Annotated in this window: 17 protein-coding genes; 1 reads left to right on the forward strand and 16 read right to left on the reverse strand. The window is 61.3% G+C overall.

Features of this window, described 5'->3' with window-relative positions:
• The 6 genes from LAN70_14090 to LAN70_14115 all read right to left on the reverse strand — a co-directional run.
• On the reverse strand, positions 1-205 hold a 205-nt coding region (locus LAN70_14090; GenBank protein MBZ5512281.1), incomplete at its 3' end, for a serine/threonine protein kinase.
• 99 nt (positions 206-304) lie between these two features.
• Positions 305-1,045: a type I methionyl aminopeptidase gene (gene map / locus LAN70_14095; GenBank protein ID MBZ5512282.1), complete on the reverse strand. Its 741-nt coding sequence runs from the start codon at positions 1,043-1,045 to the stop codon at positions 305-307.
• Between the two features lie 2 nt (positions 1,046-1,047).
• On the reverse strand, positions 1,048-1,992 hold the full coding sequence (gene era / locus LAN70_14100) for a GTPase Era (protein ID MBZ5512283.1): 945 nt from the start codon (positions 1,990-1,992) through the stop codon (positions 1,048-1,050).
• A 173-nt stretch (positions 1,993-2,165) separates the two neighbouring features.
• Positions 2,166-3,434 (reverse strand): hemolysin family protein, encoded by a 1,269-nt coding sequence (locus tag LAN70_14105; GenBank protein ID MBZ5512284.1) that lies wholly within the window; start codon positions 3,432-3,434, stop codon positions 2,166-2,168.
• Positions 3,431-3,907 (reverse strand): rRNA maturation RNase YbeY, encoded by a 477-nt coding sequence (gene ybeY / locus LAN70_14110; protein ID MBZ5512285.1) that lies wholly within the window; start codon positions 3,905-3,907, stop codon positions 3,431-3,433. The genes LAN70_14105 and ybeY overlap by 4 nt, the downstream gene beginning before the upstream one ends.
• A 49-nt stretch (positions 3,908-3,956) precedes the next feature.
• Positions 3,957-5,018, reverse strand: a complete 1,062-nt coding sequence (locus LAN70_14115) for a PhoH family protein (GenBank protein ID MBZ5512286.1) — start codon at positions 5,016-5,018, stop codon at positions 3,957-3,959.
• A gap of 369 nt (positions 5,019-5,387) precedes the next feature.
• Here LAN70_14115 and rpsT point away from each other — a divergent pair, with 369 nt between their 5' ends.
• The gene (rpsT, locus tag LAN70_14120; GenBank protein ID MBZ5512287.1) at positions 5,388-5,654 is read left to right on the forward strand and encodes a 30S ribosomal protein S20; all 267 of its coding nucleotides are present in this window, start codon (positions 5,388-5,390) and stop codon (positions 5,652-5,654) included.
• Between the two features lie 116 nt (positions 5,655-5,770).
• On the opposite strand, the gene LAN70_14125 is transcribed toward rpsT, so the two are convergent.
• The 10 genes from LAN70_14125 to tsaB form a co-directional block, all read right to left on the reverse strand.
• Complete coding sequence (locus LAN70_14125; protein MBZ5512288.1) at positions 5,771-7,741, reverse strand: hypothetical protein; 1,971 nt, start codon at positions 7,739-7,741, stop codon at positions 5,771-5,773.
• Between the two features lie 761 nt (positions 7,742-8,502).
• Positions 8,503-9,318: an arylamine N-acetyltransferase gene (locus tag LAN70_14130; protein MBZ5512289.1), complete on the reverse strand. Its 816-nt coding sequence runs from the start codon at positions 9,316-9,318 to the stop codon at positions 8,503-8,505.
• A 1-nt stretch (position 9,319) separates the two neighbouring features.
• Positions 9,320-10,444 (reverse strand): DNA polymerase III subunit delta, encoded by a 1,125-nt coding sequence (gene holA / locus LAN70_14135; GenBank protein MBZ5512290.1) that lies wholly within the window; start codon positions 10,442-10,444, stop codon positions 9,320-9,322.
• Positions 10,445-10,969, reverse strand: coding sequence for a hypothetical protein (locus tag LAN70_14140; GenBank protein MBZ5512291.1), 525 nt, complete (start codon positions 10,967-10,969; stop codon positions 10,445-10,447).
• A 105-nt stretch (positions 10,970-11,074) separates the two neighbouring features.
• A complete protein-coding gene (locus LAN70_14145; protein ID MBZ5512292.1) occupies positions 11,075-12,169 on the reverse strand; it encodes a segregation protein B in 1,095 nt (364 codons plus the stop codon).
• A complete protein-coding gene (locus tag LAN70_14150; GenBank protein ID MBZ5512293.1) occupies positions 12,166-13,035 on the reverse strand; it encodes a phosphatidylcholine/phosphatidylserine synthase in 870 nt (289 codons plus the stop codon). Before LAN70_14150 ends, LAN70_14145 begins: the two co-directional genes overlap by 4 nt.
• A complete protein-coding gene (locus LAN70_14155; protein ID MBZ5512294.1) occupies positions 13,032-13,709 on the reverse strand; it encodes a phosphatidylserine decarboxylase in 678 nt (225 codons plus the stop codon). The genes LAN70_14150 and LAN70_14155 overlap by 4 nt, the downstream gene beginning before the upstream one ends.
• A gap of 246 nt (positions 13,710-13,955) precedes the next feature.
• The gene (locus tag LAN70_14160) at positions 13,956-14,186 is read right to left on the reverse strand and encodes a DUF465 domain-containing protein (protein MBZ5512295.1); all 231 of its coding nucleotides are present in this window, start codon (positions 14,184-14,186) and stop codon (positions 13,956-13,958) included.
• 173 nt (positions 14,187-14,359) lie between these two features.
• Positions 14,360-14,809: a ribosomal protein S18-alanine N-acetyltransferase gene (gene rimI / locus LAN70_14165; GenBank protein MBZ5512296.1), complete on the reverse strand. Its 450-nt coding sequence runs from the start codon at positions 14,807-14,809 to the stop codon at positions 14,360-14,362.
• A gap of 71 nt (positions 14,810-14,880) precedes the next feature.
• A complete protein-coding gene (tsaB, locus tag LAN70_14170; protein MBZ5512297.1) occupies positions 14,881-15,597 on the reverse strand; it encodes a tRNA (adenosine(37)-N6)-threonylcarbamoyltransferase complex dimerization subunit type 1 TsaB in 717 nt (238 codons plus the stop codon).
• Between the last annotated feature and the right edge of the window lie 5 nt (positions 15,598-15,602).

Raw genomic sequence — 15,602 nt, forward strand, 5'->3', positions numbered from 1 at the left:
TGTGCGGGTGGTTGAGGGCGGAAGCGGCCCGCGCTTCGCGCTGGAAGCGCTCCAGCGCCTGCGCGTCCCCGGCCACCTGAGCCGGCAGGAACTTGAGCGCCACAAAGCGGCCCAGGCGCGTGTCCTGCGCCTTGTAGACAACTCCCATGCCGCCGCCGCCAAGTTGCTCCAGGATTTGATAGTGAGAAATCGTTCTGCCGACCATCCGCCCCCCATAAAGCCGTGGCCGCAAGCATGCCGTGGCGACTCCCGCAAAGTCAATCTCCCGGCACGTGGTGGGACAACGAGAAGGAATGCAAGCCGTTTATGCGGTCAGGATGATCGGCATGCCGCGCGTGATCACGATGGTGTGCTCGTAATGCGCGGAAGGCTTGCCGTCGGTGGTCTTTACCGTCCAGCCGTCGTCCGCGGTATGCGATTCGCCGCTGCCCGCTGCGATGATCGGCTCAATCGTGATGACCAGGCCCTCGGTGAGTTCCTGGCGCGCCGTGGCAACATAGAAGTTCGGGACCTCAGGCGCTTCATGAATTTTGTGGCCGATGCCATGGCCGCACAGGCCGCGGATGACGGAAAAGCCGCTGCGGCGGACCTCGTTCTCCACCGCGCGCCCGATGTCGTGCACGCGCGCGCCCGCCCGCGCCACCAGCAGCGCCCGCTGGAACGCCCGCTCGGCACAGCGCGCCAGCTTGTGATGAAGCTGGCGCACAGGATCGACGGCGACGCTGAGTGCCGCATCCGCCATGTACCCGTTCTTCTCGATGGTGACATCGAGCTTGACCAAATCGCCGGGCTCGATGACGCGCTCGCCGGGAATGCCGTGCACCGCTTCGTCGTTGACGCTGATGCAGTTCTCGCCGGGAAACTGGTAGACCATGCGGGGCGCGGAGACGGCGCCGCTCTCGCGGATGACGCGCGCGCCAACCTGGTCGAGTTCGCGGGTGGTCACGCCGGCGCGCACCTGCTGCTTCATCGCCGCCAGCACGCGGGCCACGATTTCTCCCGCCGCTTTCATGCCGCGCAGATCTTCTTCCGAGCCGATGGACATGGTCACTCCAGATTTTTTTCGAATTGCTCGCGCGCGGCAATGTCTTCCAGTTGCCGGCGCCAGTCAAGCCCTTCGACGAAGTCGCTGGAATCGCGCCAGCCAGGACGCACCTTGACGAACATTTCGAGAAACACTTTCTTGCCCTGCGCGCGCTCGATCTGGTGGCGCGCTTCGGTCCCGATCTTCTTCAGCATGGCGCCGCCCTTGCCGATCAGGATGCCTTTCTGCCCCTCACGCTCGCAATAGATGGTCGCGGCGATGCGTACCAGGCCCTTGTCCTCTTCGAAGCGTTCGATGAGCACCGTGGTTGCGTATGGAATTTCCTGGTGCGTCGAAATCAGCACCTGTTCGCGGATGATTTCGGCGGCCAGAAAACGCATCGGCTGATCGGTGAGCTGGTCGCTGGGAAAATATGCCGGAGCTTCCGGCAGCGAGCTGACAATCGCGTCGAGCAGGTCTTCCAAGCCAAGCTTCTTGCGCGCGGAAATAGGAATGATTTCGCGGAAGTCGTGCAGCTTCGACCACTGCTCGATCAGCGGCAGCAACTTGCGCTTATCAACTAGATCAATCTTGTTGAGCAGCAGGATCACCGGCGTGTTGGCGCGCTTGGCCAGGTCAATGACGAACTGCTCGCCCGTCCCGAACCTCTGCGTGATGTCGGTGATGAGCAGCACCAGGCCGCAGCCTTCGAGGGCGTCGCGCACCTCCTGCATCATTTTTTTGTCCAGGCGATTTTCCGGCCGATGCACGCCGGGCGTATCAATCAGGATCACCTGCGCTTTCGGCCTTCCCTTCTTCGCCGGAAGATTGAGGATGCCCTGGATGCGGTTGCGCGTGGTCTGCGGCTTGTGGGTCACGATGGCGAGCTTCTCCCCGACCAGCGCGTTCAGCAGCGTGGACTTGCCGGCATTGGGACGCCCGAGAATGGTGACGAAACCGGACTTCATAAATTAGCTCTCAGCTATCAGCTCTCAGCTTTCAGCTCTCAGCTCGTCTGCGTACCAACATTATCTGTTCCAATGAAAACCACTGGTGATCCATTCCGGCACGTATCGCCACATGACTGCCGCTGCCGCTATGAGTGCAAGACCGATGAGTAATCGTGACTTCTTCATTGGAATTAAGTGCCACTCGTTCCGGTCTTCGCGTGCTGCAAGGTCGAGATGCGCAGGCGCTCGACGCGGCGGTCGGTGGACTGCAGGACCTCGAAGCGCAGGCCCTCGGCATTGATGACCTCGCCCTGCTGCGGGATGCGCCCGGCAATCTCGCTCACCAGGCCCGCCACGGTCGTGGCCTCGTGCCCTTCCGGCCGCATGCCGAACAGTTCATCGAGGCGATCCACGTCCATGCTGCCGGGAACGATGTAGGAATATTCGTTTTCGCGGATGATGTCCTTCTCGCGCTCGTCGCGAATCTCGCCCACGATCTCCTCGACCATGTCTTCGATGGTGACCAGCCCGGCGACAGCGCCGTATTCGTCCACCACGATCTCCATGCGGATGTTGTCGCGCTGCATCTCGCGCAGCAGGTCGCTGACGCGCTTGCTCTCGGGCACAAACTTGACGTCGGTGTTCATCAGCTCGCGGACGGTCCGGGTGCGCGCCTCGGTGTCAGCAACCTGGAGCAGATCGCGGGCGTGCACGATGCCGACGATCTTGTCGATGGAACCTTCATACACCGGCACGCGCGAGTACGGCCGCGTGCGCAGCATGTCGGTGAGGTTCTCGACGGTGGTGTCGGCGGGCACGGCGAACATCTCCGGACGCGGCTTGATCACCTCGCGCACCGTCTTGTCGCCGAACTCGACCACCGACTGGATGAGCTCGCGGTCGCTCTCCTCGAGGATGCCTTCCTCCTGGCCGGCCTCGATGAGCGCGTCCACGGCTTCCGACGGCCGCTCGGGTTCCGGCTCAGCGTGCTCGCGGGTGAGCGCGAAGACGGAGATGCAGAACCCGATCGCAAGCGTCACCGGCATGGCGAGGTACAGCAAGGCGCGCAGCGGAATGGTAAACCGGGCGAGCCACAGGCCGCGGGTGCGCGAGAAGAGCACAAACGGGAGCAGGCGGTTGCACACCACCACGCTCAGCACCATGGCGAGCGCGGCCTGCGCAAGCTCGGCGGCGGTCCAGTTGCCGGTGTGGAAGACGCTGTACGCGGCCAGCATGGCGAGCGCCGCGGTGGCGAGCTGCTCGAGCACGGCGACGGAGAGCGCGGCGCGTTCGCGGCCCATCCTCAAGCGCGGTTCGACCGCCTGCTCAAAGGCTTCGATGTTCTCCTCGAATTCGCGCGAGAGAAACTTGCCGCGTTCGGTGTACACGCGCTCGACATAGGAGACGAGCCCGAGAATGAACAAGAGAACGATGAAGGCGATGGCAAGGGCGAGGTTCATCGGGCTCGCCTCGGGCGGTCGTTGGTCGTTGGCCGTTGGCCGTTGGTCGTGCGGCGGATCAGGCCGTTGCCGAGGCCGAGTTTGCGGCGGAGACGCTCTTCCTGGCGCGCCATCTCGCCGCGGTCGGATTCGTGATCGTAACCTGCGAGATGGAGTATGCCGTGCAGGATCAAAATTTTCAGCTCCTGCGCGGGCGCGTGCTGGTAGAGGCGCGCGTTGCGGCAGGCGATATCGGTGGAAATCACGATGTCGCCGGAGAACGTATCGGCGACAACCGGAACAGGAGGAAACGAAAGCACGTCGGTCGGCTTATCCTTTCCGCGGAAGCGGCGATTGAGGGCGCGGATGTCGCGGCTGGAGGTCAACACAACATTGACCTGGCCGCGAAGGCCCGCGGCCTTGCGCGCGCGCCGCGCGAAACGGGCCAGCGCCTGCTCGGAAATTCCCGGCGCCGCTTTCCTGATGATGATCATAAAAGCGAACGGGAGGGCACGTGCAGCCCTCCCGTGACCGCCGTCAATTTTACTCTTCGACGTGCTCCGGGGCCGTTTCCATCACGGGCGCGACCGGCTCGACCGGCGGCGGCGAACCGTTGCGGCCGGACTTGCCGTTGATCGGCAGCACCATCTGGTCGTCGCTCAGGCGCGTCTTGTAATCGTCGTAGGCGCGAATGATGCGCTGCACCAGGTGGTGGCGGACCACGTCGCTCTCGTCGAAATGCACAAACGAAATTCCGTCGACGTTGCCCAGGATGTCCATCGCTTCCAGCATGCCGCAGCGCTTGCTGGTGGGCAGGTCGATCTGGGTGATGTCGCCGGTGATGACCGCCTTGGAGTTGAAGCCGAGGCGGGTGACGAACATCTTCATCTGCTCCGAGGTGGTGTTCTGCGCCTCGTCGAGGATGATGAAGGAATCGTTGAGCGTGCGCCCGCGCATGAAGGCAATGGGCGCGATCTCGATGATGTTTTTCTCCAGGTAACGATCGATCTTCTCCGGGTCCATCATGTCGTAGAGCGCGTCGTACAGCGGCCGGAGGTAGGGATCGACCTTCTCCTGCAAGGTTCCGGGCAGAAAGCCGAGGCGTTCGCCGGCCTCGACCGCGGGCCGCGCCAGGATGATGCGGTTCACCTTCTTGGCGAGCAGCGCGGAGATGGCCATGGCCACCGCGAGGTAGGTTTTTCCGGTGCCTGCCGGCCCGATGCCGAAGACCATGTCGTTCTTCTCGATGGCCTCGACGTAGCGGCGCTGGTTGGCGCTCTTGGGCTGCACCGGGCGTTTCCCAAAGGAGCGCTGGCGTCCGGCTTCGGCGAGACCGCGCAGGGTCGCCGCCGGGTCGGAGGCAAGGATGCGCAGAATGGAGCCAAGATCGCCGTTGTTGAAGACGAAGCCGGTGCGCTGGAGATGCGCGTAGTCGGAGAAAACCTGTTCGGCGCGGGCGACGTCGCGCGCCGCACCTTCGATTTCGACGGATTCCGCCTTCAGGTCAATGGTGACGTTCAGGCCTTCTTCGAGGAGGTGGAGGTTTTCGTCCCGGGTTCCGAACAGGGTCTCGATGTTTTTGGCGATGTCGATATTCTTCTTCATTTAATGCTGAGCGTTAACCTCCCGCCGCGGCACCGGGAACGCCGGCGCGCGCGCGTACGGACATGGAGATGACTGGAGTGGGGAGATGGGCCGATGCTCGCCACCAAGTGGAAGCAACTACCATTGCGCCTAGAGTACGACGGGCTCGGGACAGAGTCAATGGCACAAACAGTCCCCAGTCGTCGGTCGTGAGTCTTCAGTCGTCAGTCTTCGGTCGTCAGGAAAGACAAGACCTGGAGACTGTAAATGGCGCGTTTTCAGGAGATTCGCTTCCGGGCGGAAGCAGGGCGCGATTGACCGATGCGCCGGCAGCCCGTAAAATACAAGTCTGGCCCGCAGGAAAAATTCTCAGAGGACAATCAGTCGAATATGGCAAATCACTTTTCGGCCCTGAAACGCGCCCGGCAGACGGAAAAGCGCACCGCCGCCAATCGCGCCAACAAGTCGCGCCTGCGCAGCGCCCTGCGCAAGTTCCGCACGGCGCTCGCCAGCGGCAACAAGGACGAGGCAGGCGTCGGATATCGTGAGACCACCTCGGTGCTCGACAAGGCGGTACAGAAGGGCGTGCTGCACAAGAATACGGCGTCGCGGTATAAGTCGCGGCTCGGCAAGCGCCTGAACGCCATTGCGAAGTAGTTGGTAGTTAAGCGGATCAGAGTTTTGGCGAGACACAGCAATACGTATCTCTTGCTCCGCCAGGATGGATCGCTTTGGCAGCGGCTGAAGTCATCAGACGCGTTCGTGAAAGCAACCTAGTACTTCAGCAAGAGTCCGGTTTGCACTGTATTCACGCGGATAAATCGTGGCGGAGAAAACCCATTCTTGTAAGCAATATTCACCGAGAAGTGGCCTGCATTATCAAGGGCTAGATTCCCGCTGAGAACTCCGTACGCATTCCAACCGCTTACCGCCCTTAGTCGTAATGTATGGTCTTTCTGCTCAACGACTGTATTCTCAGTCGTTGCCAAATACCTTGGGGTGCCGGTAGCATCAATGGTGAAGTTCCCAATTTCGATCTGACCGTGTATTTGCGGCACAACGCGTGCAATCGAATACGTGGGCAGTAGCAGCGTGGCCTTGCCGACGGACGCCGTGACCGTGGTGTCACGCAACGCGCCGCCAATCTCAGTGCCAGAGTGGAAATCTAGTGTGTATCCGAGCCGGGCACGGGGAAGAGTTTCTGGCGCCAGGGTAATACCGTGTGCCTTCGCAATTGCCTGTCGCTTGCTGAATTCTCTCAACGTGCGAACCCGTCTCGGTGCATAAAGGCCCGCAAAATAGTATGTCAAGTCTGGATTTGCCAATAAGTTATCGCGATCCAACTCCTTATCGGTCTCGAAGGTTATTCCCGGACTGAAAAAAATGCCTTGTAAAACTGTGTTCGGCCGAAACACGCGAGTAAATGTCACACCGAAATTTATCGTGTCGGTATAGCTTATGCCACTTACTTTGTTCTGCCCTACATCCGCAGCTGCAACCGGGTAGAACTGGAATCTTCGGTGCAACGTCCCCACCGGAGGAGCTATCCGGCCTTCTAGCACCCATGCGGGTTGCGCATGGGCACCGGCCGCGTGGTCCAACTTGACATAGTAGCTCGCGGCATCTTTCGTGGCCGGGGCCTGCTGTGCTGCGAGCTGCGCTTTCGCCTCGAATTTAGGCTCGGCCGCGTACACGTTTAGAAGCCCTGGAATCCTAAGTGGAAACAATGAGGAATTATCCGGCGCGTTCTGAAGCTGTACTCGTAGGCGCCCCACCCCTCCCAACTCTTGTAAGAAGTGCGGCGTCAGATGGTCGGGGACGGGAACCAAGAGATTGCAGTCGCCGCTTACTTCCACCGGTTTGGCGGCGTAATCTTGCATGATAAATTGACACTTGCCATTGGGCCCGGCCCTAAACCCAACGTGGGATTCAAAAATGTAAGTATTGGCTTCAGCTTCGGTCAGAGGTTGGATCACCGAAAGTGTACCAGCTGTATCCAGATCCTGTTCTACCTTTCCTTGTATTGGCGGCTGTGATGTGGACACCAACTGTAGGACCAGCCGATACTTGTGCTGTTGTTCCAGCACCTTCTTGTCCATGGAGCTTGCCGAAGGAGCAAGATTGATTAAGAGCCACTGCAGGGTGTCTGGTACCGGAGTGACGCTAACCACGTCTATCGGCTTTTTGCCGAAATCCGCAGTTTCCAGTGAAAATATCGCGCCGGATGATAGGGACAGTCCCGAAACATCCGCCTCCGTGCACCGGATCCCCAGCACGCGGTCGGAAAGGACTTTATAGTCTTTGACGTTGCAAAGTGACGTTGAACCAGAGGCGGTCTGGAATTGCATTTCCGTCGCAGATGCGGTTGCAGCCGCAGCTTGTGGTACGAAATGAAGAACCATCCGGTATTTGTTGTCGTTCTCAAGCAAGTGAATGCCAGCCCCGGACGACGAAACGGCCAGCATGATTGTCAGCCATTGCGGAACTTCCGGGACCGCCAATACGCGGATAATCTTAATTTTCGGGCCACCTCCATCAACACGCTCCACGAATGACTCCTCATTCGTGGACAACGTCAGTTGCGAGACGTTAGCCTCGACACACTTGATTAGAAACGCAGTGTCGGAAAGAACCTTATAGTCCAATGGGCGGCAAAGCTGCGTCGATTGACCAAGCGCGATAACCGGCATCAGCAAAGAAAAGCAGAAGACGATTGTATGCGGTCGGATCGTGGTCATGGTCATTTGTCGCTCTAATCGCGATAGCGCGGGCTGCAATTACTGCGGTGCGGGACTCTGATCTACGGCGTTCACGAGATCATTAACAGTTTTGATCTTGCCGCCCTTGTTCGTGTCTGCGTAGAAGTCTTTCGTCCTTGCCCGAATCTCTCTACGAACAGGGCCTTGCCTGAAATCGTCCTGAAGCCTCGTCACAAGTGACTGAACGCCTTCTGGATGGAATCGGAAATCGTGCTTTGAGATTGTTTCTGCCCAAACTACCTCCAGGACCGCATCGTCGGATGGGATCCTTGGGTATTTGGCCCAGGACTTTACCGACATTACAACTGTGTCATGGACGTTCATAGGTTTTGTCACCCCGACACGTAGCCCTATTCGTACCATCAGCAAAGCTAATCCGAGGACGAGGCCAACCGCCACAAACGCCAACCAGTACTTCGTTTGTCTTCGCACTCGAGCGTCCTTTGGAGAGAATCGCGCCATTTAACACCAAGATCAGCTACTGTCAACAATTTCTTGGAGTTGTTTCATTTTCAGGAATGCCTTAGGCACAGGTGTGCGCGAGGCAGGCGGGTAGTAGGCTGGGAATTGTTTAATTTAGCTTTTAGCTTTCGGACGGCAGGCTGCGGCCTGCCGTTTTCGTTTTGCTGGCAGGGCGAGGACGCTCAGTTGGCGTAGCGCGCGGCAGAACGTCGCCCCGTGAGTGAACCCGGGGTTAGCTGCCTGCCTGAGCAAGAGCTCGCTTTAGCGGGCGACAGAGCCGTTTGTCACGTGCCGGTGCTTTGCACCGCATCCAGCCGGATCCCAAAAAATCCTTCCAGCGCGGTGTCGTATTCCTGGGTAGTAGCAAGAGCAGATTCCCGGCGCTGGCCGCCTTCGGTGATCACCAGACGCGCGCCGGTCAAGGTAACGCGCCCGGTGGGGGTCAGAATGCTGCATACGCGATTGCGCGTGAAATGAGATTCCGGCGAGGTCTGGTGATGACGGCACATGCCCTCAAATTCGGAGAGGCGCCGGGGCACGAGCGTGAAGTCGTACAGCATGCGCCACTCCGAGGCCGAATCGGCCAGCACCGGCACGCCGCGCCGGTTGCCGGGCTCGGGAGAATAGCGCAGGACGCGCCAGCGCTCCTCCCGGGTATCGAGGCAGTAAAAAACATTGCGCTGAAACTGCTCCGCGTTGGGCAACAACGGAAGCGGCTCGATGAAAGACTCGCCGAATCCCACGTCGGCCAGCCAGGGCGTGTCCAAATCCACCTGGAGTGTGAGGTGATCGAATTCCGGGCCGACGCGGTTCTCCGCGATGGGAACGCGCGCCGAGAGCAGGGTTACGCGGAAACCGAGTTCACTCAGCAGGGCCGCGAACAGGCTGTTCAGCTCGTAGCAGAAGCCGCCGCGGCGGCGGAGCACGATCTTATCGAACAGGTGCTCCTGGTCGAGCGCAATGGGCACGCCGCGGTGAATGTCGAGGTTCTCGAAAGGTACGGCGAGCAGGTGGGCATAGTGCACGGCGCGCAGGGTTTCCAGTGTCGGCGCGAGGGGGCCGGAGTAGGAGATGCGGCGAAAATAGGAATCGAGGTTCAAGCTACACGGGCAACTGTTGTTGTTCCCACCCGGCTTCTGCGATGTTGGGTTCGGCGCAGAGGTCGAGCACCAACCGCTCGAGGATGAGGCGTTTGCTGGGCGGGTTGGAGCGGAGGTCGAGGTCGGCGCGGGCGATGAGCCGCAGGGCGCGCGTCAGTTCGCGCCGAGACTTGTAGCGGCGTGCCTGGCGCAGGATGTCTTCGGCGGCAAAAGGCGGAACGCGGAAGCCCTGCCAGAGCGCGGCCCAGAGCGCGCGCGAGTCGCGCACGCGCTTCTCGAAAATCACCAGCATCTGGCGGAAGGTTTTCGCCAGCATGTAGAGGTGGCCGATGGCGGCCTCCTCGCCTTCGCCGCTGCTGAGGATCGCTTCCAGCACCCCAAGCGCGCGCACGCGGTCCTTGGCGGAAATGGCGTCGGTGAGTTCGTAGAGCGAGCGCTGCTTGGCGGCCAGGACCATGGTTTCGACGTCGCCGAGCGCGATCCGCTTTTTCTCGCCGACGTAGAGGATGAGTTTTTCCAGTTCGTTGGCCACCAGCATCATGTCGCCGCCCAACGCGTCCACCAGTTCGCGCGCGGCGTCATTATCAACCTTGACGCCTTCTGCGGCGCCGGTGTCGATGGCCCAGCGCACGGCCTCGCCTTCCTCAACGCGCGCCATCTCGACAATCCCACAATACTGGCCGAGAGTTTCGCGCAGGCGCTGGTAGCGGTCGCGGTCGGCGAGTTCCATGCGGCGGACGTCGGCGGGAATGCTGATGAAGTCGGCGACGAAGATGAGCAGCGCGTCGGGATTGGGATTGGCGGCGTAGTCTTCGATCGCCTTGAACTCGGCATCGTGCGAACCGCGGGTATAGAGCGCCTTCACGCCGCGAATGAAGAAGACCTGGAACGGCGCCATGAGCGAAGGCGTGCGGGCGGCATCGAGGACTTCGATGAGCGGGGTTTCGGCGAGATCGAATTCGTGGAGCGAGAAGTCGCGCAGATCGGGCGCAACCAGATGCTGGAGCACGGCCTCGCGGCACTGCTTGCGGAAAAAGGCTTCATCACCGGCGAGCACGTAGCAGGGTTTCAGCTTGCGCTGCACGATGTCGGTAACGAATTTTTCCGCGGCGGCGAAGGCGCGCATTCAGTACGCCTCCAGGATATTGGAGACCAGGGTGCGTGCGAAGTCGCGCGACAGGCGGTCCACGGCGGGCGAGTCTTCTTCGAAGAAGCTGGTAAGCTCGCGCGAGACCTGGTATTGCTCGCGGAAGGTGTAGTTCGGCTGGTCGAACAGCACCGTGCCCTTGCGGTCCACCAGCGAGACGCGCATGGTGACCGTGACTAGGGCGCTGGAGGCGCGGCCGGTCTGCGAGTCGTAGGTGAGCGGCGCCAGTTGCATGGTGGTGACCGTGCCGCGCAGGGTGGCGTCGGCATCGTCCGCCGGTTCGCTGATGATGCGGAATTTTGTGCGGGTGACGAATTCGCGAACCACGGCCGAGGTCAGCACCTGCTCAACCCGGTAGTTTTGCGTCTGATTGGTGAATGCGGGGACGGCGATGGTGTGGACGGAGTCAGGCAGGCGGACGTAGTGGGTGGTGGTGTGGTAGCCGCAGCTCACCGTCAGCAGCAAGCAGCAGAAGAGCGCGGCAATAGATAAGCGTTTCGTCACGTGTTGAGGAGTACCGAGTACCTAGTACCGAGTACCGAGTACCGAGCGTGGTACTCGTAATGCGGCACTCGGTACTAGGTACTCAGTACTCAGTACTCGGTACTTCTACTGCAACTTCCCTTTCGGCATGGCGGCCGCCATTTGCTGGGCGGCGTCAATGGCGTTCAATGCCAGCACGCGCAGGTTGTCGGCGGCGGCCCAGATCCAGAAGCCGGTCTCGCGCTGGGCATCGGCGCGGATCCACACCATCATGTCCTCCGACCCGGCGGCGGCAACGTTGCTGGGCGACTCCTCGGAGCCGCGGGTGAGTTCTACGTGCTCGCCGGCGATGGCCTGCGAAAAATCGCCGATCGAATGTGCCTGCTCCAACTCAATGTAGAGCGAAAAGACGTGTCCATGAAAGATCGGCGCCTGCACCAGCATCAGCGAAGGCACCGGCACATCGGCGTGCGGCACGGACCCCGGCTGCGGAACTTGTCCGGTAATTTGGCGGTAGTGGCTGAGGATGCGGCGCTCGGCGCTTTCCAGCGTGGGCGAGGAATTCTCGCCGTAACGCGCCAGGACATTGAAGGCGACCTGCGCGTCGAAAACCGCCTTGGGCATTTCCTGGAAGGAGAGCAGGTTCACAGTCTGCTCGTGAAGTTCGTCCATGCCGGCGCGGCCGTGTTCGGAGGCGGGCTCGAAGACGGTGGCAACGGCGGAGCGCAGGTTGGCGACCTTCTGCGCGCGAGCGATCAGCAGCGCCAGCACAACCGCGGCGGGATGCGCCGTGACCACGGGCGCGGGCTCGAGTTCCGGTATTTGCGAGTGGCGCAGCTCGCGTTCCAGCCACGGGGAGCGGACGCGGGCGCCGGGAGCGTCTTCCAGCGCGTGCGAGAGGTCCACGATCAGGCTTCCGGCCTGCTGCGCCATGCGCCAGTGTTTGCGGGTGAAATCCGGCTGCGAGGCAAAGAAGGTAAAGTCCACGTGCTCGAAGTTTTCCGCGCGCACGCTCTGCACGAACGTCACTTCCTCGCCGACGGGCTCGAGCTGGCCGAGGGATTCGTCGTCGTCGAGCAGCTTGATGTCCACCGCGGGAAAGGCAGTCTCGGGCAGCACCTCGGCGAGTTCCTTGCCCTTCAGGGTGCCGGCGCCGACGATGGCGACGCGGTAGAGACCGTTCTCCGAGCCCGATCGGCCGGGTTGGTGAGCGCGGTTCATGGTGCGGTGGTGGCCTCCAACGGCGGTGGCGGCGGGCTGCCGCGGCGCCGCAAGATGTACATCAGGCGCGCGATAACGCCGGAGAGCATGTAGAACAGCGCCAGGAAAAACAGGAAATACTCGGAGAAGTAGCGGATGCAGGCAATGACGATGCCGATGATGACGACTACCCAGAAGGGATGCCGGCTGCGGAAATCAATGTCCTTGAAACTGTAGAAGCGCCAGGTGCTGACCATGAGATAGCTGGTGGCGAAGACCAGCGCGGCCCAGATCAAACCCATCCACCAGCTCAGGATGGGAACGCCGTCGGTGAAGTGCACGATGGCGGCGATGACGCCGGCGCCGGCAGGAATCGGCATGCCGACAAAATATTTCTTGCCCGGGCGGCCGGGATTCGAGGGTTGCGGGTTCACCTGGATGTTGAAGCGGGCCAGGCGGCTGGCGCCGGCAATCAGGAATGCGAACGTCGCAATTGCGCCCAGGTGCACCACCCGCGCCAGGAGGTCGCTGCCATTGAGCGGGGCGAGAATGCGGAATCCCCACATCCAGGCAAGGATGGCGGGCGCGACGCCAAAGGTGATGACGTCGGCCAGAGAGTCGAACTCGCGCCCAAAGTCGCTTTCCGTATTGGTCATGCGCGCAATTTTGCCGTCGAGACCGTCGAAAATAATGGCGAAGCCGATGGCCTTGGCGGCATTGTCGTAATGCCAAGGTTCGGCCACCGAGCCCTGGATGGCGTGGTATAGGGCATAGTAGCCAAGCGCCATGTTCAGGGTGGTGAACAGCGACGGCAGCAGGTAGATACCCTTGCGGAAGCGGCGGCGCCGCGGGTCATCGTCGGCACGACGAAGTGGCGGCCAGTTCATCGGCAGGCTCCCTGTTCGCGCTGTGCGCCGGTCAGTTCGATGCGGCGGTCAGCGGGCTGCGTGACCGGCGCGAGGGCAAGGATACTGGAACCGCCGGCGACGTGTTGTCCGATTTTCACCTGCACCGAGGCGGCAGCGTCGAAGATGACGTCGCAGCGGGAGCCGAACTTGATCAGGCCGATGCGCTCGCCGCGCGCGACCGTGTCGCCGACGCGCTTGGTGAAGATAATACGGCGCGCGATGAGGCCGGCAATCTGCTTGAAGACCACCGTCTGGGCGCCGTCGTCCACGGTCACGATGTTCTGCTCGTTGCCGTCGGCGCTGGCCGCGCCCATGGCGTTCTTGAACTGGCCCTTGCGGTACTGCACGTCCCGGACAACGCCGCCGATGGGCGAGCGGTTGACGTGGACGTCAAACACACTGAGAAAAATGCTGATGCGGGTGCGCCCACGGCCCTCCACCTCGATGGCCATGATGTCGGTGACGCGGCCATCGCCGGGAGAGACGATCGCGCCCGCCGCCGCCGGAACCTGGCGGTCGGGGTCCCGAAAGAACCAGGCACAGAACGCGCCGAATGCGAGCGGGACGATGGCCCACGGCGGGGCAGCCAGCCAAGCGAGAAGCCCGGCAGCTACCAGGGACCCGAGCGCGTAATAGTAGCCGTCACGAACCATGGGATAGGGGAATTATAGACGGGGCAGGCCGAGTGAGTTTGTCAGTACGTCAGTTTGTGAGTTTTTCAGTGTCTGGGTTCGTCAACATTTCAGGAACAGTTGGCTCGACGGCGCAGAACTGGTGCACTGAAAACCTGACGAACTGAGGCGCCAAAAGAAAAACGCGGCCGAAACCGCGTGTCAGGACATACCGAACTTGTTTGCCGTGGTGGCGGCAAAGACCCCGTCATGGGGGCTGGTCGGTGATTACGCTACGTTGTTCTCGCGATGCCGGAACTGCTGCTCCAAGGATTCCATCTGGTCCTTGAGGCGCAGTTTCAACTTTTTCAGGCGGACCTCTTCGATCTTCTCATCCTCGGAGAGAAATCTCTTCTGGGTGAGGCTATCGAGCCGCTGGGAATATTGGGAATGTTCAGTAACAAGGCGCCGAAACTCTTCATTGCTGGCGATGAGCACGTCGCGTACCTGAGCTGCCATCCAGCAGACCTCCTACCAACAGTCTGGCAAGGACTTTAAGCTAGCACAGGGGCAAGGCCGCTTCAATCGGTTTTCAACAGATACACTGAATTTCGTAACTGCCCTGCGGGTGGTGCAATTTGAGAAAGTGGCCGGTGGCCAGGGGGTGGGAACCTCGGTAACCGCGAAGCGGGTTACTGATGGCTACCGATGACCCTGCGGTACAGGACCGCGTCTTCGTCGGGGTACTGGTAGTAGTTGCGGCGGAGTCCCGTCGCGGCGAAGCCGTACTTGGCGTAGAGAGCGCGCGCGGCTGCATTCGAGGCGCGCACCTCCAGGAAAACGCTTTCGCCGCCCTGCTGCTTCACCACGTCGAGGAAGTGTTCGAGCAGAGCGGAGGCGAAGCCGCGCCGCTGCGCACCGGGAGCGACCGCAATGTTTTCCAGCTCCCATTCCGGGCCGATTTGATTCGCAATCAGGAAGCCCTGCACAGTGTCGTCTTGGATCACGAGCGCGAGGCGGCGCGGATCGCCGGCGAAAATGCGGTCGTATTCGCTTTCCTTCCAGTGCGCGGCGGTTGGGGCCTGCGCTTCAATCCGGCGCATGGCGGGAACGTCGGCGGAGGTGGCGGGACGGATGTGCAAGCTCTTAGCTCTTAGCTCTTGGCTTGTTCGGCTCCGCGCTTTGCATCTGACTAAGAGCTAAGAGCTAAAAGCTAAGAGCTTCCTTTCGAAAAGATTTCCGCGTCGGAGCGGCGGATGTAGTTGGCGTCCAGCGCTTCGGGCAAAATGACCTGGCCGGCGGCAATCTTGAGCGCCCCGATGCGGGCAATCACGTCGCTTTGCGGACGGGCCACAACCTGCACCGGTTGTCCGCGGGCGAGCAGCAGGGAGGCGACGGATTCGTCGGGAGTGATGACCGGCATCTGCGGCGCCAGTTGCGCCTCGGCGGCGAATTCCTGCACCGGCATCAGCACCTCCCGCAGGAGCTGCGGTACCGCGTCCTCGCGGACCACGTATTCGCCGACGTAGACTTCGCCGCGCATGGCGTCGAGAGCGGCGATGACCTGGGCTTTGAAGGGTTGATCGGCAGTTCCGGGCTCGGAGAGCCGGGCCACATCTCTGGCGCCCGCCCATGCCAGCGCCTCCAGCAGCGAGACGGCGGCGATGGGCTTGTGCGTGATTTCCGCCAGCGCCTTAATCGTGGAGAGCCCGACACGCAGACCGGTAAACGAACCGGGACCGGTCGCGGCGGCGTAGGCGTCAATGGCACGTTTACCCAGCTTGTGGCGCGCCAGCAGCGCCGAAATCTGCGGCATCAGTTGCTCGGAATAGGTGCGGCCGGCGAGGGGAACGAGTTCGAGCACCTTCCCATCCCCAAGCAGCGAAATGCTGCCGTTCGAGCCAGCCGTATCTATGGCAAGAATCAACATCGATC

Source organism: Terriglobia bacterium, from assembly GCA_020072845.1.
Classification (GTDB): Bacteria; Acidobacteriota; Terriglobia; order Terriglobales; family Acidobacteriaceae; genus JAIQGF01.

Coding starts and splice junctions, on each gene's coding strand:
- ybeY (MBZ5512285.1), bottom strand. CDS start 3,907: ATGATCATCATCAGGAAAGCGGCGCCGGGAATTTCCGAGCAGGCGCTG.
- LAN70_14150 (MBZ5512293.1), bottom strand. CDS start 13,035: ATGAACTGGCCGCCACTTCGTCGTGCCGACGATGACCCGCGGCGCCGC.
- map (MBZ5512282.1), bottom strand. CDS start 1,045: ATGTCCATCGGCTCGGAAGAAGATCTGCGCGGCATGAAAGCGGCGGGA.
- holA (MBZ5512290.1), bottom strand. CDS start 10,444: ATGCGCGCCTTCGCCGCCGCGGAAAAATTCGTTACCGACATCGTGCAG.
- LAN70_14155 (MBZ5512294.1), bottom strand. CDS start 13,709: ATGGTTCGTGACGGCTACTATTACGCGCTCGGGTCCCTGGTAGCTGCC.
- LAN70_14145 (MBZ5512292.1), bottom strand. CDS start 12,169: ATGAACCGCGCTCACCAACCCGGCCGATCGGGCTCGGAGAACGGTCTC.
- LAN70_14160 (MBZ5512295.1), bottom strand. CDS start 14,186: ATGGCAGCTCAGGTACGCGACGTGCTCATCGCCAGCAATGAAGAGTTT.
- era (MBZ5512283.1), bottom strand. CDS start 1,992: ATGAAGTCCGGTTTCGTCACCATTCTCGGGCGTCCCAATGCCGGCAAG.
- tsaB (MBZ5512297.1), bottom strand. CDS start 15,597: ATGTTGATTCTTGCCATAGATACGGCTGGCTCGAACGGCAGCATTTCG.
- LAN70_14105 (MBZ5512284.1), bottom strand. CDS start 3,434: ATGAACCTCGCCCTTGCCATCGCCTTCATCGTTCTCTTGTTCATTCTC.
- LAN70_14125 (MBZ5512288.1), bottom strand. CDS start 7,741: ATGACCATGACCACGATCCGACCGCATACAATCGTCTTCTGCTTTTCT.
- rpsT (MBZ5512287.1), top strand. CDS start 5,388: ATGGCAAATCACTTTTCGGCCCTGAAACGCGCCCGGCAGACGGAAAAG.
- LAN70_14115 (MBZ5512286.1), bottom strand. CDS start 5,018: ATGAAGAAGAATATCGACATCGCCAAAAACATCGAGACCCTGTTCGGA.